17 protein-coding genes and 2 tRNA genes are annotated in these 20,474 nt (G+C 63.0%); 11 read left to right on the top strand and 8 right to left on the bottom strand.

Annotated elements, in window-relative coordinates; all coding sequences use genetic code 11:
• The first annotated feature begins 3 nt into the window (after positions 1-3).
• Positions 4-1,203, top strand: a complete 1,200-nt coding sequence (locus NKI16_RS03205; RefSeq protein ID WP_023676409.1) for an amidohydrolase — start codon at positions 4-6, stop codon at positions 1,201-1,203.
• Here the strand turns inward: NKI16_RS03205 and NKI16_RS03210 are convergent.
• The 5 genes from NKI16_RS03210 to NKI16_RS03230 form a co-directional block, all read right to left on the bottom strand.
• Complete coding sequence (locus NKI16_RS03210) at positions 1,181-3,403, bottom strand: xanthine dehydrogenase family protein molybdopterin-binding subunit (protein ID WP_352782362.1); 2,223 nt, start codon at positions 3,401-3,403, stop codon at positions 1,181-1,183. The two genes, NKI16_RS03205 and NKI16_RS03210, sit on opposite strands and share 23 nt — an antisense overlap.
• On the bottom strand, positions 3,400-4,389 hold the full coding sequence (locus NKI16_RS03215) for an FAD binding domain-containing protein (protein ID WP_352454535.1): 990 nt from the start codon (positions 4,387-4,389) through the stop codon (positions 3,400-3,402). The genes NKI16_RS03210 and NKI16_RS03215 overlap by 4 nt, the downstream gene beginning before the upstream one ends.
• Entirely contained in the window at positions 4,386-4,871 is a 486-nt protein-coding gene (locus tag NKI16_RS03220) for a (2Fe-2S)-binding protein (protein WP_352454534.1), read from the bottom strand. Before NKI16_RS03220 ends, NKI16_RS03215 begins: the two co-directional genes overlap by 4 nt.
• Positions 4,872-5,122: 251 nt before the next feature.
• Positions 5,123-6,103 carry an NADP-dependent oxidoreductase gene (locus NKI16_RS03225; RefSeq protein WP_352922245.1) on the bottom strand — a complete coding sequence of 327 codons (981 nt, stop codon included), beginning with the start codon at positions 6,101-6,103 and terminating at the stop codon, positions 5,123-5,125.
• 127 nt (positions 6,104-6,230) lie between these two features.
• The gene (locus NKI16_RS03230) at positions 6,231-7,304 is read right to left on the bottom strand and encodes an alkene reductase (RefSeq protein WP_352579198.1); all 1,074 of its coding nucleotides are present in this window, start codon (positions 7,302-7,304) and stop codon (positions 6,231-6,233) included.
• 83 nt (positions 7,305-7,387) lie between these two features.
• On the opposite strand from NKI16_RS03230, the gene NKI16_RS03235 reads away from it, so the two are divergent.
• On the top strand, positions 7,388-8,257 hold the full coding sequence (locus NKI16_RS03235) for a LysR family transcriptional regulator (protein WP_352579197.1): 870 nt from the start codon (positions 7,388-7,390) through the stop codon (positions 8,255-8,257).
• A gap of 431 nt (positions 8,258-8,688) precedes the next feature.
• On the opposite strand, the gene NKI16_RS03240 is transcribed toward NKI16_RS03235, so the two are convergent.
• Positions 8,689-9,339: a hydrolase gene (locus NKI16_RS03240; protein ID WP_352451920.1), complete on the bottom strand. Its 651-nt coding sequence runs from the start codon at positions 9,337-9,339 to the stop codon at positions 8,689-8,691.
• A gap of 180 nt (positions 9,340-9,519) precedes the next feature.
• Between NKI16_RS03240 and NKI16_RS03245 the strand changes: the two genes are divergently transcribed.
• The gene (locus NKI16_RS03245) at positions 9,520-10,413 is read left to right on the top strand and encodes a LysR family transcriptional regulator (protein ID WP_352579196.1); all 894 of its coding nucleotides are present in this window, start codon (positions 9,520-9,522) and stop codon (positions 10,411-10,413) included.
• 510 nt (positions 10,414-10,923) lie between these two features.
• Here the strand turns inward: NKI16_RS03245 and NKI16_RS03250 are convergent.
• Positions 10,924-10,998: transfer RNA gene (locus NKI16_RS03250), tRNA-Asn, on the bottom strand.
• A 220-nt stretch (positions 10,999-11,218) separates the two neighbouring features.
• Between NKI16_RS03250 and NKI16_RS03255 the strand changes: the two genes are divergently transcribed.
• The gene (locus NKI16_RS03255; RefSeq protein ID WP_023676401.1) at positions 11,219-11,479 is read left to right on the top strand and encodes a hypothetical protein; all 261 of its coding nucleotides are present in this window, start codon (positions 11,219-11,221) and stop codon (positions 11,477-11,479) included.
• Between the two features lie 64 nt (positions 11,480-11,543).
• Here NKI16_RS03255 and NKI16_RS03260 read toward each other — a convergent pair whose 3' ends face one another.
• Positions 11,544-11,744 (bottom strand): hypothetical protein, encoded by a 201-nt coding sequence (locus NKI16_RS03260; protein WP_156937330.1) that lies wholly within the window; start codon positions 11,742-11,744, stop codon positions 11,544-11,546.
• A 217-nt stretch (positions 11,745-11,961) separates the two neighbouring features.
• Here NKI16_RS03260 and NKI16_RS03265 point away from each other — a divergent pair.
• The 7 genes from NKI16_RS03265 to NKI16_RS03295 all read left to right on the top strand — a co-directional run bounded on the left by NKI16_RS03265 (position 11,962) and on the right by NKI16_RS03295 (position 20,467).
• Positions 11,962-12,035, top strand: a tRNA-Cys gene (locus NKI16_RS03265).
• Positions 12,036-12,124: 89 nt separating this feature from the next.
• The gene (locus NKI16_RS03270; RefSeq protein WP_352454512.1) at positions 12,125-12,793 is read left to right on the top strand and encodes a protein-L-isoaspartate O-methyltransferase family protein; all 669 of its coding nucleotides are present in this window, start codon (positions 12,125-12,127) and stop codon (positions 12,791-12,793) included.
• 186 nt (positions 12,794-12,979) lie between these two features.
• On the top strand, positions 12,980-14,371 hold the full coding sequence (locus NKI16_RS03275) for a TolC family outer membrane protein (RefSeq protein ID WP_352451400.1): 1,392 nt from the start codon (positions 12,980-12,982) through the stop codon (positions 14,369-14,371).
• A 199-nt stretch (positions 14,372-14,570) separates the two neighbouring features.
• Positions 14,571-15,461: a DUF2497 domain-containing protein gene (locus tag NKI16_RS03280; protein ID WP_352577583.1), complete on the top strand. Its 891-nt coding sequence runs from the start codon at positions 14,571-14,573 to the stop codon at positions 15,459-15,461.
• Positions 15,462-15,594: 133 nt separating this feature from the next.
• Positions 15,595-15,924, top strand: a complete 330-nt coding sequence (locus NKI16_RS03285) for a zinc ribbon domain-containing protein (RefSeq protein WP_352451398.1) — start codon at positions 15,595-15,597, stop codon at positions 15,922-15,924.
• Positions 15,925-16,037: 113 nt separating this feature from the next.
• Positions 16,038-18,821 (top strand): valine--tRNA ligase, encoded by a 2,784-nt coding sequence (locus tag NKI16_RS03290; protein ID WP_352622446.1) that lies wholly within the window; start codon positions 16,038-16,040, stop codon positions 18,819-18,821.
• A gap of 425 nt (positions 18,822-19,246) precedes the next feature.
• Complete coding sequence (locus NKI16_RS03295) at positions 19,247-20,467, top strand: OmpP1/FadL family transporter (RefSeq protein WP_352622444.1); 1,221 nt, start codon at positions 19,247-19,249, stop codon at positions 20,465-20,467.
• Positions 20,468-20,474 lie beyond the last annotated feature (7 nt).

Raw genomic sequence — 20,474 nt, forward strand, 5'->3', positions numbered from 1 at the left:
ATCATGTTGCATAATGACCCCATCGCCGCGCTGACACCAGAGGTCGTAGGCTGGCGGCGCCATATCCATGCCAATCCGGAGCTCGCATTCAATGAATACGAAACGGCGCGTTTCGTTGCAGAGAAGCTGCGCTCCTTCGGCGTCGACGAGGTGCATGAAGGGATCGGCGGCACCGGCGTCGTCGGTGTCCTGCGCAGCGGTGGCGGCGCACGCGCCATCGGCCTTCGCGCCGAGCTCGACGCGCTTCCGGTGCTGGAGAAAACCGGCTTGGCCTATGCCTCCAGGAAAGAAGGAGTAATGCACGCCTGCGGCCATGACGGCCACACCGTCATGCTGCTCGGCGCCGCCAAACTGCTCAGTCAATCGCGCACCTTCGACGGCACCGTCGCTTTCATTTTTCAGCCGGCCGAGGAAAACGAAGGCGGCAGCATGCGCATGATCGAGGACGGCCTGTTCAACCGCTTTCCGGTCGAAGCAGTCTATGCGGTCCACAACTGGCCGGGCATCAGACTGGGGGCGATCGCCGCCCGCGTCGGGCCGCAAATGGCGGCCGTCGACAATTTCGAGCTGACCTTCGAGGGTCTTGGCGCTCATGCCGCCATGCCGCAGCTCGGTGATGACCCGATCCTGGCCGCGGGCGCCTTCGTGCAAGCCGTCCAGCGCATCGTCAGCCGCTCGGTCGACCCGCAGAGCGCGCTTGTCGTCAGCATCACGCAGATCCATGGCGGCAATGTTGGCAACATCGTGCCGGGCAAGGTCTGGCTGCAAGGCACCTGCCGCTTCTTCGAGCACGGCCTTTCCGACCATTGCGAGAGGCTGATCGGCGAGATCGCACAAGGTATTGCCGCCGCGCATTCGCTCAAGGCCAGGCTCGACTACAGGAAGGGCTATCCGCCGCTGATCAATACGGCGGATGCGACGGCCCGCGCCGTCGAGGCCGCCGCCTCCGTCGTCGGCCGGGAGAATGTCTTGACCGCGTTCAGCCCCAGTCTCGGCTGCGAGGATTTCGCTTTCATGATCCGCGACGCCGGCGGCTGTTATGCGTGGATCGGCGCCGGCGAGGTCGGCCCGGGCGAAAGCCTGCACGGCGACCGCTACGTCTTCAACGACGAGATCGTGCCGACGGTAATGCGCTATTACGTCAACCTCGTCGAGCAGACGCTTCCGCGGGCCGATCCTTCTACAGCAGTTTTTCCGGCGTGATCGGCAACTCCCGGATCCGCTTGCCTGTGGCGTCGAAGACGGCGTTGGCAACAGCAGCGGCAACGCCGGTGGCGCCGAGTTCGCCGATGCCTTTGCCGCCGATCGGGCTGGCATGCTCGTCCACCTCATCGACGAAGTGGATTATGATGTCGCCGGGAATGTCGGCGTTGACCGGAATGGCGACCCCGGAAAGGTTCTTCGACAGGAACCGGCCAAGCACCGGTTCGTGCCTGCTCTGCTCCATTGCCGCCATGCCCCAGCCCCAGATGATGCCGCCCGTCATCTGGCTGCGTGCGGTGCGGGGATTGACGATGCGGCCGGCGCTGTAGCTGCCGACGGCGCGACGAAGCCTGAGCAGGCCGAGCCCCGGATCGACGCCGACCTCCATGAAAATCGCGCCGAAAGTGCGCATGGCGAGGCCTTTGCCATGCTGCGCCGGATCGAACGAGCCGGAGCCGACGATCTCGCCGATGTCGGTATGGCTCATCACGTCGGCGATCGTCTGACCGCCGGCAGCGCCTCTGCGGCGAATCTTGCCGTCCTGCATCTCCACCTCGTCCGGCAGCAGATTGGCAAGACGGGCAAGCTGCGAACGCGCATCTTCGGCAGCGGCAAGCACGGCCGCGCCCACCCCCATGGTCGATGACGAGCCATAGGTCGGCCCCGCCTCCGGCAGCTGTGTATCGCCCATTTCCAACTCGATCCTCTCCATCGGCAGGCCCAGCACGTCGGCCGCGATCTGCGGAAAGATGGTGAGTGTTCCGGTCCCTATGTCCTGGGTGCCGGTGCGGATGAGCACCGTGCCGTCCCTGTGCAGCCTGACCTCGGCTGCAGGCGTCGGGTTGCGGAAACAGCCCATGCTGCAGGTTGCCATGCCGTAGCCGATCAGCCAATCGCCGTCGCGTTGTGGCTTGCGCGGGCGCTCGCGCCAGCCGAACAGGCGGGCGCCTTCCTCATAAGCCTCGCGCAGCTTCTTCGATGACCAGGGCTGGCCGGTGGCCGGATCCGTGTCCGCATGGTTGACCAGACGCAGGTCGAGCGGATCGATGCCGAGGCGGTGGGCGAGCTCGTCCATCGCGCTTTCAAGCGCCCAGGTGCCCGGACCCTCGACCGGCGCGCGCAGCGGCGTCGGCATGGCGACGTTTGCGCGCTCCACGCGCTGGCTGAGACGCATGGCCGGCGTGGCGTAGAGACCCTTCGAGGCTTCGGTGGCGAACTCGACGAAATCGTCGGTCACGGTGGTCAGGTTGACCACGTCCTGTTGCACGGCGGTCAGCTTGCCCGACCTGTCCGCCGCCAGCACGATCTTCTGTGCCATGCGCGGCTGATAACCGAGGCAGGAATAGGCATTGGCTCGGCTTAGCGCCAGCCTGACCGGGCGCTCCATGATGCGCGCGGCGGCGGCGGCCAGCACCTGATGCGGCCAGATCCAGCCCTTGCCGCCGAAGCCGCCGCCGGTATGGCGGGAAATCACGCGGACCTTCTCGGCCGGGACATTCATGCGGGCGGCAACCACCTGGCGGACACCGTAGACGTGCTGCGTGGCGTCGTGCAGCGTCAGCTCTCCGTCATTCCATTCGGCGAGCGTCGCCGAGGGCTCCATGGCGTTGTGATGGCGCGACGGCTGCAAATAGACGGCTTCGACCGTGGCGGCGGCATCAGCAAGCCCGCGGTCGACCTCGCCCTTCGTAAACGTCGGCTCCAGGAACAGGAAGCCGCTCTCCCTCGGCACGACAGCAGCCTTGTCGATGGCGGTCCACTCGGGGGGTGCCGGCAATTCCGGCTCGGCGAACTCGTAGCGCAACGCGACGCGGCGAGCGCCGGCCTCCGCCGCCTCCAGCGTCTCGCCCAAAACAATGGCAAGCGGCTGACCCTCGTGACGTATCTCGTCGCCCTGCATGGGCATGAAGCTCTGCGCTGCCGGCGGGCCTTCGGCCTGCTGCATCTGCGTATCCGGCTCGGCCCTCGGCGATGCGAACCGGCCGAATTTGGGCATGTCCTCATGCGTGAGCACACGCACGACGCCTTCCTCGGCGAGCGCATCGTCGACGACGATCGATGTCACGCGGCCGGCGGGAACGGGCGCGGTCACGAGTACCGCATGGAGCAGATCGGGGGCAAAATAGTCGGCCGCATAGCGGGCGCGGCCGGTCACCTTGACGCCGCCGTCAGGGCGGGCAACAGGCTGGCTGATCATCATGACGGCATCCTCGCTGCTCTTTCGATCGCCCGCAAAGCGGCGGTCTTGGCCAGTTCGATCTTGTAGGCGTTCTGCGACAAGGGACGCGCTTCGGCGAAGGATTGCTCGATAGCGGTGCTCAACGCCTCGCGATCGCCGATTTCGGCACCGGCGAGCTGCTCCTCGGCGGCGCTCAGCCGCCACGGCCGCAGCGCGACGGACCCCAGCGCCAGGGCAGCCCGACGAATGATTTGGCCGTCCATCTCCAGCACAACGGCGGCGGAGACGATGGCGTATTCGTAGGATTCGCGCTCGCGCACCTTGAGGTAAGCCGATCGCGGCGCCGGCGCCGGCAGCTCGATTGCCGTGATCAGTTCGCCTTGCTGCAACACATTGTCCGACTCGGGCCGCGTATCGGGAAGCAGGTGGAATTCGGCTGCCGGAATGCGCCGGCCGCCGCTGCGGTGCGCGGTGACGATGACCGCATCAAGCGCTGCCAGCGCCACCGCCGGGTCGGATGGCTGGGTGGCGACGCAATCCTCGGTCCAGCCGAATATCGCGTGATTGTCGTTGATGCCATGCAATGCCGAGCAGCCGGAGCCGAGCTGACGCTTGTTGCATGGCAGCTGCTCTTCGGCGCGGAAATAGGCACAGCGCGTCTTCTGCAGCAGATTGCCGCCTATCGTTGCGAGATTTCTCAGTTGCGGCGATGCGGCGTTGAGGATCGCCTGGCTCAATACCGGATAATCGCGCATGACCAGCGCATGCTGCGCGACATCGTTGAGATGCGTCAGCGCGCCGATCGTCAAGCCGCCGCCGGGCAGTGCCTCGACCTGATCCAGCCCGTCGAGGCGGGAGATATCGATGATCCGCGCCGGCCCGGCAATGCCAAGGCGCAGCCAGTTGAGCAATTCGGTGCCGCCGGCGAGAAAGGCGCTGTCGGGCGCCGCACCGGCCGCGATCGTGTCGCCCAGGCTATCGGCGCGCGCGTAGACGAATGGGGTCATTGGCTCACCCTCCCGGCCGCCGCGCGCACCGCCTCGACGATTTGCGGATAGGCCGAGCAGCGGCACAGATTGCCGCTCATCCATTCGCGGATCTCGGCATCGGAGCCGGTATGTCCCTCCTCGATCAGCGCCGCCGCCGACATCACCTGGCCGGGCGTGCAGAATCCGCACTGAAAACCATCATGATCGATGAACGCCTGCTGCACGGGATGAAGCGCATCGCCGTCTGCCAGCCCTTCGATCGTCGTGACCTCGCGTCCCTCGCAGGACACGGCAAGTATCATGCAGGCATTCACACGCCGTTCGTCGAGATGCACGGTGCAGGCGCCGCACTCGCCGAAATTGCATCCCTTTTTCGTTCCGGTCAGATGAAGCCGCTCGCGCAGCAGGTCGAGCAGCGTGACGCGGGGATCGAGATCGGAAAGGCTGTGATCCTCTCCGTTCACCCGCAACCGCAATAGGTGCCGATCGTGGAAGTTCATGTGGGGTACCTCGAAGCACATGCCGTACTCGCCGCAAGGACTCGTCCAGCAAGCAGCCACCCACCTGTCGAGGCGAAAATAGGGCGGTCGATTCCGGTGAAAAGGCGCTGCCGGTCAGGGAAGGCTAAAAAACGCGCATTTGAGATTTGCGGCGGAGCGGAAAGGCCCTGCATAACTGTGGTTCACGGCCGTCCCAACATGAGCCGAATGCAGACGGTCCCCCCTTTAGGGACGATTACCATGAGCTGAAGTCACCTGGTGAGGTCTAAGATTATCTTTCCGGGAGCATGGCCGGTGCGATTGCGCTCGATCGCGGATGCCAGATCGTCGAAGCCGACCACTTCTGCAATCGTGGACCGCAGCGAGCCGTCAGCGATCTCTTGAGCGATTGTGGCTAGGCGCGCGGTGTCAGGTTTGACTGACAACCAGATGCCATGACGGCCTGCCGGGGCGCGCGAAACCACATCAGTTGCAGCGATGCTGGCCAGGATGCCGCCAGGCGATAGGACCGACCAAGATTTGTCTAAGACCTGGCCCCCGACAAGATCGACGATAAGGTCAATGTCGCTCGCAAGAACCTCGAAGTTCTGTTTCTGGTAATCGATCACTTCGTCAGCGCCCAAGGCTTGGACATGGGCCACGCTCTTGGTTGAGGCTGTAGCATAGACGGTCGCTCCAGCCGTCTTGGCGAACTGGACGGCGAAGCTGCCCACCCCACCAGCCGCGCCGTGGATCAACACCCGCCGCCCCCGAAGGTCGAAATCGGCGACCTGAAGGACTTGCCATGCCGTCATCGCTGCCACCGGTACTGCCGCCGCGTCGATGTCTGACAGGACCCCAGGCGTCTTGACGAGTTTTTCGGCATTTATCAGCAAATGGTCAGCATAAGCGCCCAGGCCACCCAGCGCGGCCATGACCCGGTCTCCGACCCTCACGCCTTCGACGTTGGAGCCGGTCCGCAGCACGACCCCCGCCATTTCGATGCCAAGCGTCGCGGGCAAAGATAACTTGAACTTGTCGCGGACGTAGCCGTCACGGATTTTCCAGTCGATTCCGTTTACTCCGGCAGCCTTGACCTGGACGAGCACTTGGTCGGGACCAGGTTCGGGGGCGGATAGCCAATCGACTTTCAAGCTCTCTGTGCCGCCATATGCTTGAAGACGTAGGGCCCGGCCGGAGCCAAGCGGTTCAGACCGGCGGGGGGCGCTTTTGAAGCCATCGGGTGGGTTCAAGAGGTTTCTCCTTCCTGTGGAAGACATGGATTGGAAGTCCCCCCGTGCAGGACTTCATTAGGCAGTCCGTCTCAGGTAAGAGACATCTATTGGACTACTGGCGTCTGGGGATTTACTTGCTTGCGCTTTACGCGCTCAAAGCAGGATAGTCGGTGTAGCCCAGGGCGGTGCCACCATAGAAAGTGGCTTGGACTGCCGCATTCAGCGCCGCATTGGTCTTCAACCGTTCCACAAAGTCCGGATTGGCCAGGACCATCTGGCCGTAGGACTCCTGATCGGCCAGCCCCGAAGCTACGTCGGCGCCGATCTGGTCACGCGGACGACTTGGCCGATTGAGGATCAACGATTGGTGCCAGAGCTTACGGATATCGGCCAGCAGCGCCTCGTCGCCCTGGTGCATGATGTGCACGTAAGCGAGCCCGAGCTTGTCGAGTTCGGCGACCAGATAGCGGTAGAGGTCCGGCCCTTCGGCGCCTTCGTCGATCCCCCATATCGTCGTCCCGGGTGACAGGCGGATCGCGGTGCGGTCCGCGCCAATCTCCTCGGCGATCGCCGTGGCGACTTCGATGGCGAAGCGCGCTCGGTTCTTGATCGACCCGCCATATTCGTCCGTGCGCGTGTTGGCGCTGGGCGCGAAGAACTGCTGGACCAGGTAGGCGTTCGCGCCGTGAATCTCGATGCCGTCGGCGCCGGCCTCGACCGCCGAGCGCGCGGCATGGCGGAAATCGGCGACCGTCTGGCGCACCTCTTCGGTCGTCAGCGCGCGCGGCGTGGGAATGTCCTGCATCCCCGTCATGGTGAACATACCCGTCCCCGGCGCTATCGCGGACGGCGCGACCCCCTGGCGGTGATGCAGCGTATTGTCGGGATGCGACATGCGCCCGGCATGCATGAGCTGGATGAAGATGTGGCCGCCCTTGTCGTGCACGGCAGAAGTGATCTTCCGCCAGCCGGCGACATGGGCAGGCGTGTAGATGCCCGGGGTGGTGAGATAGCCCTGGCCGTCATCCGAGGGCTGGGTGCCTTCGGTGACGATCAGGCCGACGCCGGCGCGCTGGGAATAATATTCGGTGGCCAGCTCGCCCGGCATACCGTCGAAGCCGGCGCGGCTGCGGGTCATCGGGGCCATGACGAGGCGGTTAGGCAGAGTGTAGCGGCCGACGCGGACAGGGGTGAATAAGGGACTCATTGGGATCTCCATTTGCTGGAGCGCTTGTCTACTATTCCAATGTCGGGATAAATCCGGCAAAAGTGAAATCAATATTCCAAATATGGAGCAATAGCGTGAGCCACTTAAACGACATGGCGCTGTTCGTGGAGGTGGCGAGAGCGAGGAGCTTCCGAAAGGCGGCTGAGGCTCTGGGCATGCCCAACTCGACTCTGTCGCGACGTATCAGCGCGCTGGAGAAGGCGATCGGCCTGAGGCTTCTGCATCGAACGACGCGCAGGATCGAGCTCACCGAGGCCGGCCAGCTCTATTACGAACGAAGCAAGCGCATCGTCGACGAGGCACGGCTCGCACACGAGCAGCTCGGCGCGATGCTGGAGCAGCCGAGCGGTGTCCTGCGGGTCTCGCTCCCGGTCGACTTCGCCACGCTTTACCTGACGCCGATCGTCGTCGATTTCGCGCGGCACTATCCCGGCATCACCTTCGAGTTCGACCTGACCCCGCGCCGCGTCGATTTGGTGGCCGAGCCGTTCGATGTAGCGATCCGCATCGGCGAGCTGGAAGACTCCAGCCTGATCGCTCGCCTGATCGGGCGCCACGCGCGCCACCTCTATGCATCTCCTGGCTACATCGAAGCGTCCGACGAGCCGGCGACACCGGCGGATCTGGCGGAGCATGAATGCATCTGCATGCCGAAGATCTGGACCTTGCATCAGGGGATGAACAAGATCGAAGTCGAGGTTGGAGGCCGCTTCACGGTCAATAGCGTCGGGATGATCCGCGCCCTGGCGGTCAACCACCAGGGCATCGCCCTCCTTGCCGAGAAGATCGTCGCCGAAGATTTGGCCTCGGGCAGGCTCCGGCGTGTCCTGCCCGAATGGCAGGGATCGTCGGTCAGCATTCACGCCGTCACCGAAACTCGCCTCATTCCAGCCAAGACCCAGCGCTTCATCGAATTCCTGTCCGCCAGGCTGGTGGAAACTTGACCCAGATCGTTACGCGGAGAAAGTCGCACGGCGGCGCGCTGCATCGCGCCTTAGCGTCGAAAAGACGGTGGCTCGCCGGAGTCGATGAAGCTGAGAAATACGAATTTGCCATACCCCTACACCAGAATGCACCAGAGTCGCCAAAAATGCGCAAACGTGACCGGACGGCGCAGAAGCCCTACGCCTCGCCGGCGGGCCGACACCGACGCTCAGGGAGCGGGCCATCGCTCTACCGCGAGGGCGGGCGAGGTGCGCACGGCTGAACTCACGGCCATCGGCATCCCCGATGCTATCTATCCAGGATGTGCGACGAGCGACTGCTCGTGAAGGTGGGTTCGGCATCACAAGGCTTCCCTGTGAGGTGAGATGGCGAGGGCCGGCAAACGGATCGATTCCGACCCTCACCGAAATGCTCGCCATCCCGGCCCGAATCAGCCTTCGCTCGGCACAGGCGTCTTGAGGAGTTGTTGCTCCCACAGGAAGGCGATGCCGCTGCCGCCGAAGTGCTGGATGAGAATCTCGGTCAGCTCTTCGACATGCTCGGTGCGCGCCCAGTCGCGCTGCCATTCGCCAGCGAGCGCCATCACGGTCATCATGTTTGCGCCAGCCGCGATCATCCGCTGGATGGCGATCTGGTGGGACTCGGTCGAAACGCCGCCCGACGCATCGGTGATCACGGACACGTCCCAGCCTTCGCCGAGGGCTTGGATGACAGGCATCGCGACGCAGACTTCGGTCCAAAGGCCTGCGATAATCAGTTGTTTGCGGCCGGTCGCCTTGACCACGTCCACCACCTTCTCGTCCTGCCAGGTGTTCACCCAAGTCCGGTCGATCACTTCCTGCCCCGGGAAGACGTCAGTGATCTGCTTGAAGAGGATGCCGCCACGACCCGCGATCACGCTGGTGAGAATGGTCGGAACATTGAAGGCTTTTGCTAGCTTCGCCAGCGCGGTCGCGTTGTTGACCACAGCTTGCGGATCGTGGCTGTTCAGGTTCGCGAGTTGGTAAGGCTGGTGGTCGATCAGAACGAGTACCGAGTCTTCAGGACGAAGAAGCGAATCAAGGCCGTTGCGAGGGGTCATCAAGACTTCCTTTCTCTGCCGCCATGGACGGCAATCTTTCTCTGCCGCTATGGACGGCAATGGGTTCACGGGAGACATGCGCCAGCGGGCGACGTTGCCTGGACGCAATTTGCCGTTCCTTTTGGTGATGCAGTAGTGCCATAATCAGGCAAGCTGTGTCGCGAAATGAGGAACGCTGAATTGGACATCGAAGATCTACAGACATTCGTCGCAGTGGCCGATGCAGGGGGCGTATCGGCCGCCGCGCGCCGGCTCGGCGTCTCCAAGTCAATCGTCAGTCGGCGGCTCTTTCGGGTTGAAGCGGAACTTGGCGTCCAGCTTCTTGCACGAACGACCCGCGGCGCCGCGCTCACCGAAGCGGGAATCACGTTCAGAGACCATGCGGCCCGGGCCAGCGCAGAGATCGATACGGCTCGGGAAACGATCCTCCCCACCGGTGAGCTGCGCGGCCGCCTGAGGGTTGCCATGCCGCTTACTTTCGGCGCGACCCACTTCGCCCCCGTGCTCGCGGAAATGGCGCGTCTGCACCCGAAGCTTCACATCCATACTTCCTACAGCGATCGCTTCGTCGATCTCATCGCAGAAGGTTTCGATTGCGCGATCCGGGGCGCCTACCTTCAAGACTCCAACCTGATCGCGAAGCGCGTCGGGCCGATCCATGGAAAGCTTGTCGCAAGCCCGGATTATATCGAGGTGCACGGGTCACCCGAGACTCTGGACGAACTCGTCACCCATCAGGCCCTCATGCAGGGAACGGAAGCCTGGCAGTTCATAAATGGCAGCAAGATTGTTACGATCCAGCCGCAGGGCAGGTTCAAGGCCGATAGCGCCACGGCGCTTGCCGCCGCGGCGGCGGCAGGTCTCGGCATCGCCTGGCTCCCCGATTGCATCACACATGAATATGTGGCCTCCGGCGCGCTGGTCCCGATCATGACACGCTATCCGGTACCTCCGGGGGCCGCGTATGTCGTCCGACCGCCGGGTCAGCATCCCACGCGGAAAGTGCGGGTGCTCACCGAGATGCTGATTGAGTACTTCAAACGGAACACGGATCTTTGGGGTCTTGACAACTAGGACACGAACGGTGCGAAGCCTCCCCACCGGCAGGAGGCACGGGGGTAAATTCTTCAGGCAACGCCGCAGGCGCGACGTCCACGCGGATTATGTTCAACCGAGTAGGCGTTGAGATCTTGCCTGTGCAGATCTGGCGCGAGGCCTCTCCGCTTTGTCCCAGCGACGCCTCGCGCGCGCAGGCTCAAAGCTATGCAATCCGCCGTCCACGAACACCTCGCGCCCGTCTGTAAGCTGCTGTCGTTGAGGCAGCGACGGCAAGTAATAACGGGCGGCAACGTTCGGACGCCGCCGCGGCGAGCTGAACGGCGCACTCGGGCGCGAAGCCGCCGGTCATCAGTATTTCCGCGCGGTAGCCGCCGAATAGGCGTGGGCGGGCGAGCCTGCTATTCTACGCCTGATTTCATCGGTCCTCGATGCTCTGACACTCTGGAAGCAGGACTATCGAGATCGACGCGTAGGGAGAAATTGCACGCTGGCGCGCAATATCGCGCTATGGCGTAGAAGAGGCGGTGGCTCCCCGGGCCGGATTCGAACCAGCGACCAACCGGTTAACAGCCGGTTGCTCTACCACTGAGCTACCGGGGAACAGAGGCTCTTGCGTGAGTGGGGCAGCCTATAGCAAACCCGTTTCGGCTTTGCAAAGAAGCATTTCGCATTTTTTCGGTGCTTTTTGGCGCAGGGCTTGCTGGCAATGGCCGGCGAGCGCCCTCATATGAGCTGTCTCTCGCCTGTCACGGAACAGAAAAGGCCGTTGCGGCTTTCTCCGGCTGATGGTGCTACTGATGCAAACGGATCGACATTTCACATGACGGCAATGAGCGACGAACAGCCACCGGCCCGGAAAATCTCGGTCTTCGGCCGCCAGTTCACCATGCCGCGCTCGCGCGGCCTCAGGATTGCGATCGGCGTTGTGCTGATCATCGGCGGCATTCTCGGCTTCCTGCCGATCCTGGGTTTCTGGATGGTACCGATCGGACTGCTGGTGCTCTCCTACGAATTTGCCCTGGTGCGTCGTCATCGGCGCCGCTTCGTCGTCTGGTGGGAGCGACGGCGCCGGCCTGACTGAGATTGCCCCGCTGACGGCCGCCAGCCTGCCATATGTCGGCGAGCGGCGTCGTCCGCCCATACGTTTACCGAGGTTGGTCGAAGCAGCTCTCCAGACGTTCGCAAAGCTCCTTGAGAACGGCGGTAGCCGATGCCAGCCGCGCCCGGTCGCGCGGCGGCAGGCTGTTTGCGCCTTCTATGCTGAGGCGGTCGATGGCATAGCGCACAAGCTCTGCAGACTGCGACAATCCGCGCGACGTGCCGTCCTTCGTAGCTGCTCGACGCATGGCGGAGCCTCCTCTTTGCCCAACGTGGCCGCCGGTTTCGGGTTCCCGCCGCCCAGAATCATGCTTAACGATAAGCTAATATGTTATTGCTAACATGGGCATTGCGTTGATAAGGCAGGGCATGGAATGTCGAGGAACCGTTGGGAATGCATGGTGGCCGCTTGACGGCATTTTCGCCGCAACCTATTGGAGCCGGGTGGAACGCCGGGAGCAATGAGGCCTCGTGGCGGAGTGGTTACGCAGAGGACTGCAAATCCTTGCACCCCGGTTCGATTCCGGGCGAGGCCTCCAATGCCCGAGCTCCCGCGCGTCAGCGCCAGGGGGCTTCAGTTCCGGTCGAAACAGCCGCGGCCTTTGCGCGGCAAGCGGATGGTTGGAACATGAGCGCTGATTTTGCCGAACGCCGGGTGAAGATGGTCGACGGCCAGATCCGCACCACCGACGTGACCAGCGCACCGTTGCTCGAAGCGATGCTTGTCGTGCCGCGCGAGGCCTTTGTCAGCGCCGGCCAGCGCGATCTTGCCTATATCGATGAGGACATCCGCATCGCCGACACGGCCGATGGCCCGCGCTATCTCATGGAGCCGTCGCCATTGGCCAAGCTGATGCAACTGGCCGATATCGGCCCAAGCGATTCGGTGCTCGATGTCGGCTGCGGCACCGGCTACTCGGCGGCGATCCTGTCGCGGCTGGCAAGCTCCGTGGTGGCGCTGGAAAGCGATGAGGCGCTGGCCGAGACCGCCACTTCGACGCTCACGGCGCTGGGCTGCGGCAATGTCACCGTGGTCCACGGGCCGCTGCCGCAAGGCCACGCAGATAAGGCGCCTTACGACGTCATCCTGATCGGCGGCAGCGTCGGGGAGGTGCCGGCGGCGCTGTTCGACCAGCTTGCCGAAGGCGGCCGACTCGTCGCCGTGGAGGGGCAGGGCAATTCGGGCGTAGCCCGGCTTTTTTTTAAGACTGGAGGGGTTGTAACGGGAAGACGCGCATTTAATGCGGCAATTAAGCCACTACCGGGATTCGAACGCATTCCCGCCTTCGAATTCTGAGTGATTTTGCCTTGCAGCGAAGGCGCTGTCATGATCGCTTGCGTTTGAACAATCGTTGCTGATCTGCATAACCGGGCGTTTCTGGGGGCTTTCAGCGGGGGAACGATAAAAAACGCGGCGCCGGCTGATCAGAAGGAGAAGCCAGCGTGGCGCAGTTCCCGTGCAAAACGAATGAGGGAATATAACGTGCCGTCTGTACGCAAGTTGCTTTTTACCGCTGTCCTCGTTTCGGCGACAGCGCTGTCTCCAATGGCCGCCTCGGCCGAAACGATCATCGGGGCCCTTTCAAAGGCCTACCAAAACAATTCCTCGCTCAATTCTTCACGCGCCGGCGTTCGTGTCACCGACGAGGGCGTCGCCATCGCCAAGTCGGGCTGGCGCCCGACCATCACCGGTTCCGCGAGCATCGATTATACCGCCAGCCACAGCAACCGGTTGCACCGAAACATCTCGTTGACCACCGGCAACTTCGGCGTCGAGATCGACCAGACGCTGTTTGACGGTTTTCAGACCAGGAACAATGTGGCGGCCGCCGAATCGCGGGTCCGCGCTTCGTTCGAAAGCCTGCGCAACGCCGAAGAAAACACTCTTTTCAACGCGGCAAGCGCCTATATGGACGTTATCCGCGACCGCCAGGTCGCCGTGCTGACCGAACAGAATCTGCAATTCCTGACCGAGCAGGCGCGTGCGGCGCGTTCGCGCTTCGAGGTCGGCGAAGGTACGCGCACCGACGTCGCGCAAGCCGACGCCCAGCGTGCCTCCGCGGTGGCGCAGTTGAGCGCCGCCCGCGCGACGGCGCTGGCAAGCGCTGCGACCTATCGCCAGATCGTCGGCGACGAGCCGGGCAGGCTCAGGCCGGCTTCGCCGGTGTCGAAGCTGTTGCCGTCGAGCCTCGATGCGGCGATCGCGATCGCATCGGCCGAGCATCCGGCCATCCTCGCCACCGCGCATCTGGTCGACGCGGCGGGGTTTTCGGTGAAGTCTGCCGAAGGCGCGTTGCTGCCGCAACTATCGGCGTCGGCAGGTGTTTCGAGCGCCTATCGCGGCACCGCGCCCGGCTCGCTCTCCTCGACACAGGATGGCGTAACCAATTCGGCGAACATCGGCGCGACATTGACGATACCGATCTATTCCGGCGGCCGGACCTCGGCATTGGTTCGCCAATCAAAGGAATCACTTAGCCAGGCCCGTATCGAGGTCGATGTCAGCCGCGACACCGTGCGCCAGGCGGTGACCTCGGCATGGTCGCAGTACACCGCTGCGCAGCAAAGCGTCACGGCCAACCGGCAGGTGGTCGCCGCCGCGCAGCTTGCCCTGAACGGCGTCATCGAAGAGCGCAATGTCGGCCAGCGCACCACGCTCGACGTGCTCAACGCGCAGGCGACCCTCATCACCGCCAAGATCAATCTTGTTAGCGCCGAACGCGACGTGGTGGTGGCGAGCTATGCCATCCTCTCGGCGGTTGGCCATTTGTCGGCAGACCGCCTTGCGCTCAATGTGACGAAGTACAGGCCCGAAGAGCACTACAACGCCGTCAAGGACAAGTGGATCGGCCTGCGCACGCCGGACGGCCGCTGATCGCCGAGCCGTGTTTTCAGCCCGCGCTCGAACGACGCGCGGGCTTTCAACTCCCGACCCTAATCTGTTGAAATCCGAGATGTCGCCAGATTGGGGATTCTCGCAAGCCGTTCCGTCGGTTACGCTGTTGCCATGATTCGAATCCGGCATTGCCGGACAGGAAATCTGAGAACGAGTCACAAGGGCGGCGGATGTGACGATGGCGACGGCAAGCAGCGTACAGCGCGAACCTTCCATGGAAGAAATACTGGCTTCCATCAGAAGGATCATCGAGGACAGCGATACCGGCCGCAAGCAGCCGGGCGACGCGGACGAGCTGCGCCAGGATCTGCAACCGGCGCCGGCAGCCGGACGGGCAGCGGAGGGGGATGCGTTCCGCTCCGAACTGCGCGGCGGACTGGAGATCGCCAAGCCGGCCACGCGCGCCGAGGTGCAGCCAACGGCCGCGCCGGTCATTGAGCGCCTGGAAACGCCGCTGCGCGCCGGCCCGGCAAAGGCAGCGGTGACGCTGGCTGAGGTGAACACCGCTCCCGAACCGCCCGCAAAGCCGGATCGGCCTGCGACAGCCAAGGCTGCCGAGACGACCGACACCATCATTGCCGATTGGCGGCGCGAGATCGCCGCGGTCGGCGACGCGATGGCCAAGCCGGAGCGCGCCGAGCCACTCCGGACGCCGGACGCCGAGCCGAAAGCCGAGGTTTTCGAGAACGAGGCGACTGCTGGACCTGTGCCGGAGCCTTCGGAAATTGGGCCGGAGCCTTCGGAAAGCGGCCCGGAGCCTTCGAAAACCGGCCCGGAATCTTCGAAAATCGGCCCGGAATCTTCGAAAATCGGATTGGCGCGTCCGGCGGCCAGCGAGGCGCCGCCCGCACGTCCGGCAATCCTTTCGGAGCATACGGGCCGGCAGGTTGCCGCCGCCTTCGGCGAGCTTTCCGACGCGTTTGCCAGCCGCAGCAAGAAGACCTTCGACGAGATGGCCGAGGAGATGCTGCGGCCCATGCTGCAGGACTGGCTGGACAACAACCTGCCGACGCTGGTCGAGCGGCTGGTGCGCGAGGAAATCGAGCGCGTCGCGCGCGGCGCGCAGTAGCAGCTTTCCGGCTTGCGGGCCTAGTTGCGCACAGCCGATGTCCTGAAACGGCCGAATTGCATTAAGCGTCCGCGCGAGGGCGAGTTGCGCGCCACGCATTTCGCCGGAGCAGCCCGCCTGCTATCGTCGATCGATGAACCGCAAACAGACCTACAGCTATCGATTGCGATCTTGGGTGCCCATGCTTACCGACGAGGAGTATCGAGAGATCGTCGGAGACCCTGCGGCGCTTTACTTTCAAACCAAGAGATTCATTTCCAAGAATGGCTTCTGGAAGGAAATGAAACATCCGGCTGCCGATCGCTATCGCGAACGCACCGGAGTCACGCTTGGCCACACGTACTGGCTTCTGCACGTCCGCCGTTCCGACTATGGCCCCGATTGCCCGGCCTGCGGAAAACCATACCGCACGCCAAGGGCGAAATTCTGTGCCGAATGCGGGCATGGGCTTGCCGCCAAGTAAAGACTCATCAGGGCAGCCAGGTGGAACAAACCCGCCGCCCTTGCGGTTGACTTGGCAACAACCTTCCGATTTACACCGGACCACAAATTCCGGACAGCGCGGACCGTTTTCCCATGCTCGAAAAGACCTACGACGCCAAAGCCGTCGAGCCGAAGATTGCCAGGATCTGGGAAGAGGCCGACGCGTTTCGGGCCGGTGCCGGGGCCGAGGAGGGGGCTGAAGCCTTCACCATCGTCATCCCGCCGCCGAACGTCACCGGCTCGCTGCATATGGGCCACGCGCTCAACAACACGCTTCAGGACATTCTGGTGCGCTTCGAGCGCATGCGCGGCAAGAACGTGCTGTGGCAGCCGGGGATGGACCATGCCGGCATCGCCACGCAGATGGTGGTCGAGCGCCAGCTGATGCAAAATCAGATCCACCGCCGCGACCTGACGCGCGATGAGTTCATCGACAAGGTGTGGGAATGGAAGGCAGAATCCGGCGGCGCCATCCTCAACCAGCTGAAGCGGCTCGGGGCCTCGGCCGACTGGAGCCGGGAGCGCTTCACCATGGACGAGGGCCTGTCCAAGGCCGTGCTCGAAGTGTTCGTGACGCTCTACAAGGAAGGGCTGATCTACAAGGACAAGCGCCTTGTGAACTGGGACCCGAAGCTGTTGACCGCCATCTCGGATCTCGAGGTCGAGCAGCAGGAAGTCAACGGCAACCTCTGGCACTTCCGCTATCCGGTCGAAGGCATGACCTTCGATCCGGAAAATCCGAAGACCTTCATTACCGTTGCGACGACCCGCCCGGAGACGATGCTGGGCGATACGGCTGTCGCTGTCCACCCCGACGACGAACGTTTCCGGCATCTCGTCGGCAAGAACCTCATCCTGCCGATCGTCGGCCGCAGGATCCCGGTGGTGGCGGACGAGTATTCCGATCCCGAAAAAGGCAGCGGTGCGGTCAAGATCACGCCGGCGCATGACTTCAACGACTTCGAGGTCGGCAAGCGTCACCGGCTGCCGGCGGTCAACATCCTCACTGTCAATGCGGCGGTGAGCCTCAAGGACAATGAGGACTTTCTCGCCGGACTGGAAGTGACGCCGGAGCGCCAGGCCGTATGGGACAGCCTCGACGGCCTGGACCGTTTCGACGCGCGCAAGAAGATCGTCGAGTTGATGCAGGCGGGCGGCTTTCTCGAAAAGGTCGAGCCGCATCGCCACGCCGTGCCGCATGGCGACCGCGGCGGGGTGCCGATCGAGCCGTTTCTGACCGACCAGTGGTATGTCAATGCGGCGGAACTGGCCAAGCCGGCGATCGCCTCGGTGCGCGAGGGCCGTACCAATTTCGTGCCCAAAAACTGGGAAAAGACCTATTTCGACTGGATGGAAAACATCCAGCCCTGGTGCATTTCGCGCCAGCTCTGGTGGGGTCACCAGATCCCTGCCTGGTACGGGCCGGACGGGCATGTCTTTGTCGAAAAGACCGAGGAAGAGGCGCTCGGTGCCGCCGTCGAATATTATCTGGCGCTGGAAGGGCCGTGGAAGGCCTGGGTCGAGGACAAGCTTGAGAATTTCCAGCCTGGCGAGATCCTGACCCGCGACGAGGACGTGCTCGACACATGGTTCTCGTCGGCGCTTTGGCCGTTCTCGACGCTTGGCTGGCCGGACCAGACGCGGGAGCTGAAGACCTATTACCCGACCGACGTGCTGGTGACCGGTTTCGACATCATCTTCTTCTGGGTCGCCCGCATGATGATGATGGGCTTGCATTTCATGGACCAGGAGCCGTTCCATACGGTCTATGTCCACGCGCTGGTTCGCGATAAGAACGGGCAGAAGATGTCGAAGTCGAAAGGCAACGTCATCGATCCGCTCGAGCTCATCGACGAATACGGCGCCGATGCGTTGCGCTTCACCTTGACGGTGATGGCAGCGCAAGGGCGCGACGTTAAGCTCGATCCGGCCCGCATTGCCGGTTATCGCAATTTCGGCACCAAGCTGTGGAACGCGACGCGCTTCGCCGAGATGAACGAAGTGGCGCGCGACGACGATTTCTGGCTGCAGGACGCCAAGCTGGCGGTCAACCGCTGGATCTTGACGGAGCTGACGCGAGCCGCGCGGGACATAACGGACGGTATCACCTCATACCGCTTCAACGAGGCGGCGGGTGCCGCCTACCGGTTCGTCTGGAACCAGTTCTGCGACTGGTACCTGGAACTGCTGAAGCCGGTGTTCATGGGCACCGACGAGGCCGCCAAGGCCGAGAGCAGGGCATGCGTCGCCTTCGTACTCGACGAGATCTACAAGCTGCTTCATCCGATGATGCCGTTCATGACCGAGGAACTGTGGGCCGAAACCGCCGGTGAGGGCAGGCAACGGCAATCGCTGCTTTGTCATGCGGCATGGCCGTCGCCCGACTTCGAGGACGAGGCGGCCGCCGCCGATATCAACTGGCTGGTCGACCTTGTCTCCGGCATCCGCTCGGTGCGTTCGGAGATGAACGTGCCGCCGGCGGCTATCGCACCGCTCGTGGTGATCGGCGCCAACGACGCGACACACGAAAGGCTCGAGCGTCAGGGCTCGGCTATCAAGCGTCTGGCGCGGGTCGGCGACATCTCGCTCGCCGAGGCGCCACCAAGGGGATCCGCCCAGATCGTGGTCAACGAGGCGACGATCTGCCTGCCGCTCGGCAGCCTGATCGACCTTGCCGCCGAGGCAGCGCGCCTGCACAAGGAGCTTGCCAAGGTGACCGAGGAAATAGCGCGGCTCTACAAGAAGCTGTCCAACGAGAAATTCGTCGCCAACGCGCCGGAAGAGGTGGTGGAGGCCGAGCGTGAAAAACTCGCCGAATATCGCGAGGCGCAAGAGAAGCTTTCGGTGGCATTGGCGCGGGTGCGCGATGCCGGTTGATCGAACAGATTGGGCCGGTTGATCGAACAGGTTGGGCCGGCTGATCAAACAAATTGGGCCTGCTGGCCGCAATAGATTCGCCGGTCACGAATCTGCCTTCCAGACAGGCCGCCTGCCACGAAAACAGGCATTCCGCAGCGTAAATCTTGAGGCAAACTGAATGTTTTTGCCCCATTGTTGCCGTAATGTAACAATGGCTGACTGGGCACGCAAAATGCCCTGTTTTGCAGTGATTTAGGGTTTTTTCCCGAGTTTTCTCATCGATCTGTATTGTGGCGGCCATTTTCCCGCCTCGGTAAGAAGGCCGACACCTTGTCGGAAATGCGTTCAGCCAAGCTGTACATGTACGCACGGCGAATTCGTTGTTGCGCCGTTAACCTGAATTGGTTCTAGCTTGATGCAAGGACATTTCGGGGAGGAGATTCATGTGTTATTCGCGTCTGAAAGTGCTGCTGGGCGCGGGGGCTTTTTCGCTGGCTTTGGCTGGGGCGGTGCAAGCCGGGGGCTTTGACCGGGGCGGCGTCAATATCGACCAGCTGTTCGACGCGGCGCCATATTCGTTCGACGCAGGCGTCACCTATGTTTCGCCACAGCGCAAACTCAAGAATGTGCAGCGTCTCGATGGCTCGGGTTTGTCGACATCGGCGGTGGACGTTGGTGGCGATTATGCGGTGCCGCATGTCGGCATCAAGGCCAACATCTTTGAGCCCGTAGACTGTCTTGCCACCTATACGAGACCGTATGGTGCGGACGCGAATTTCGGCATGAACAACGCCTATTCGCCGACAGCGGTCAAATACGCCGTCGACACAGACGATTTCGGTCTCACCTGCTCCTATAAGGTGAACGTCGGCAAGGGCGCCATACGATTCATCGGCGGTGTCTCCTACCAGCAGGTAGACGCGTTTCTTTCCCGTCAGACACTGCTCGCCTTCGGCAATACCGGCCTCGGCGTCTTCAAGCTATCCGACGAGGCATGGGGTTGGCGTGCGGGCGCAGCCTATGAGATCCCCGAGATCGCCCTGCGCGCCAGCCTGATGTACTCTTCGAGCTACAAATATGACGGGCTGTCGGGAACCGTCGACACGACCGGCTTCAGGGGCGCCTTTCCAGCGGATCTGATTCCCGGCTCTACCGGCGTGTACCCAGTCTCGGCGTCGGCTGAGATACCTCAGGCTCTGGAATTCAAGCTGCAGAGCGGTATAGCTCCTGGCTGGCTGGCCTTTGGTTCCATCCGCTGGCAGGAGTGGAGCAAGCTTGGCGTCATTGCCATCAATGGCGTGCGCAGTCCGGTAACCGGTTTGCCCTCGCCCGTTTCATTCGACCTGCTTTATCGCGACGGCTGGACGGTCACGGGCGGTATCGGGCACAAGTTCACCGATCAATTGTCGGGCGTGGTTTCGCTGACCTGGGATCGCGGCACCTCGACGACCTCCGGCTATCAGTCGGATACCTGGGCCGTTGCCAGCGGCGTCTCCTATTCGCCGAACGACCAGATCGAGGTCAGGCTCGGCGGCTCGATCGGTGTGCTGACGAGCGGGTCATCGACTTTCAGCGGTGTCGGCGACGTGGCAAATGCCGTTACCTATACCTACGGCAACGACCTGCTTCTCGCTGGTTCGGCTTCCGTCAAGATCAAGTTCTAACTATTAA

Source organism: Mesorhizobium sp. M0698 (assembly GCF_040320455.1).
Lineage (GTDB): Bacteria > Pseudomonadota > Alphaproteobacteria > Rhizobiales > Rhizobiaceae > Mesorhizobium.

Coding starts and splice junctions, on each gene's coding strand:
- NKI16_RS03205 (WP_023676409.1), top strand. CDS start 4: ATGTTGCATAATGACCCCATCGCCGCGCTGACACCAGAGGTCGTAGGC.
- NKI16_RS03210 (WP_352782362.1), bottom strand. CDS start 3,403: ATGATGATCAGCCAGCCTGTTGCCCGCCCTGACGGCGGCGTCAAGGTG.
- NKI16_RS03215 (WP_352454535.1), bottom strand. CDS start 4,389: ATGACCCCATTCGTCTACGCGCGCGCCGATAGCCTGGGCGACACGATC.
- NKI16_RS03220 (WP_352454534.1), bottom strand. CDS start 4,871: ATGAACTTCCACGATCGGCACCTATTGCGGTTGCGGGTGAACGGAGAG.
- NKI16_RS03230 (WP_352579198.1), bottom strand. CDS start 7,304: ATGGAGATCCCAATGAGTCCCTTATTCACCCCTGTCCGCGTCGGCCGC.
- NKI16_RS03240 (WP_352451920.1), bottom strand. CDS start 9,339: ATGACCCCTCGCAACGGCCTTGATTCGCTTCTTCGTCCTGAAGACTCG.
- NKI16_RS03255 (WP_023676401.1), top strand. CDS start 11,219: ATGACGGCAATGAGCGACGAACAGCCACCGGCCCGGAAAATCTCGGTC.
- NKI16_RS03260 (WP_156937330.1), bottom strand. CDS start 11,744: ATGCGTCGAGCAGCTACGAAGGACGGCACGTCGCGCGGATTGTCGCAG.
- NKI16_RS03270 (WP_352454512.1), top strand. CDS start 12,125: ATGAGCGCTGATTTTGCCGAACGCCGGGTGAAGATGGTCGACGGCCAG.
- NKI16_RS03280 (WP_352577583.1), top strand. CDS start 14,571: ATGGCGACGGCAAGCAGCGTACAGCGCGAACCTTCCATGGAAGAAATA.
- NKI16_RS03285 (WP_352451398.1), top strand. CDS start 15,595: ATGAACCGCAAACAGACCTACAGCTATCGATTGCGATCTTGGGTGCCC.
- NKI16_RS03290 (WP_352622446.1), top strand. CDS start 16,038: ATGCTCGAAAAGACCTACGACGCCAAAGCCGTCGAGCCGAAGATTGCC.
- NKI16_RS03295 (WP_352622444.1), top strand. CDS start 19,247: ATGTGTTATTCGCGTCTGAAAGTGCTGCTGGGCGCGGGGGCTTTTTCG.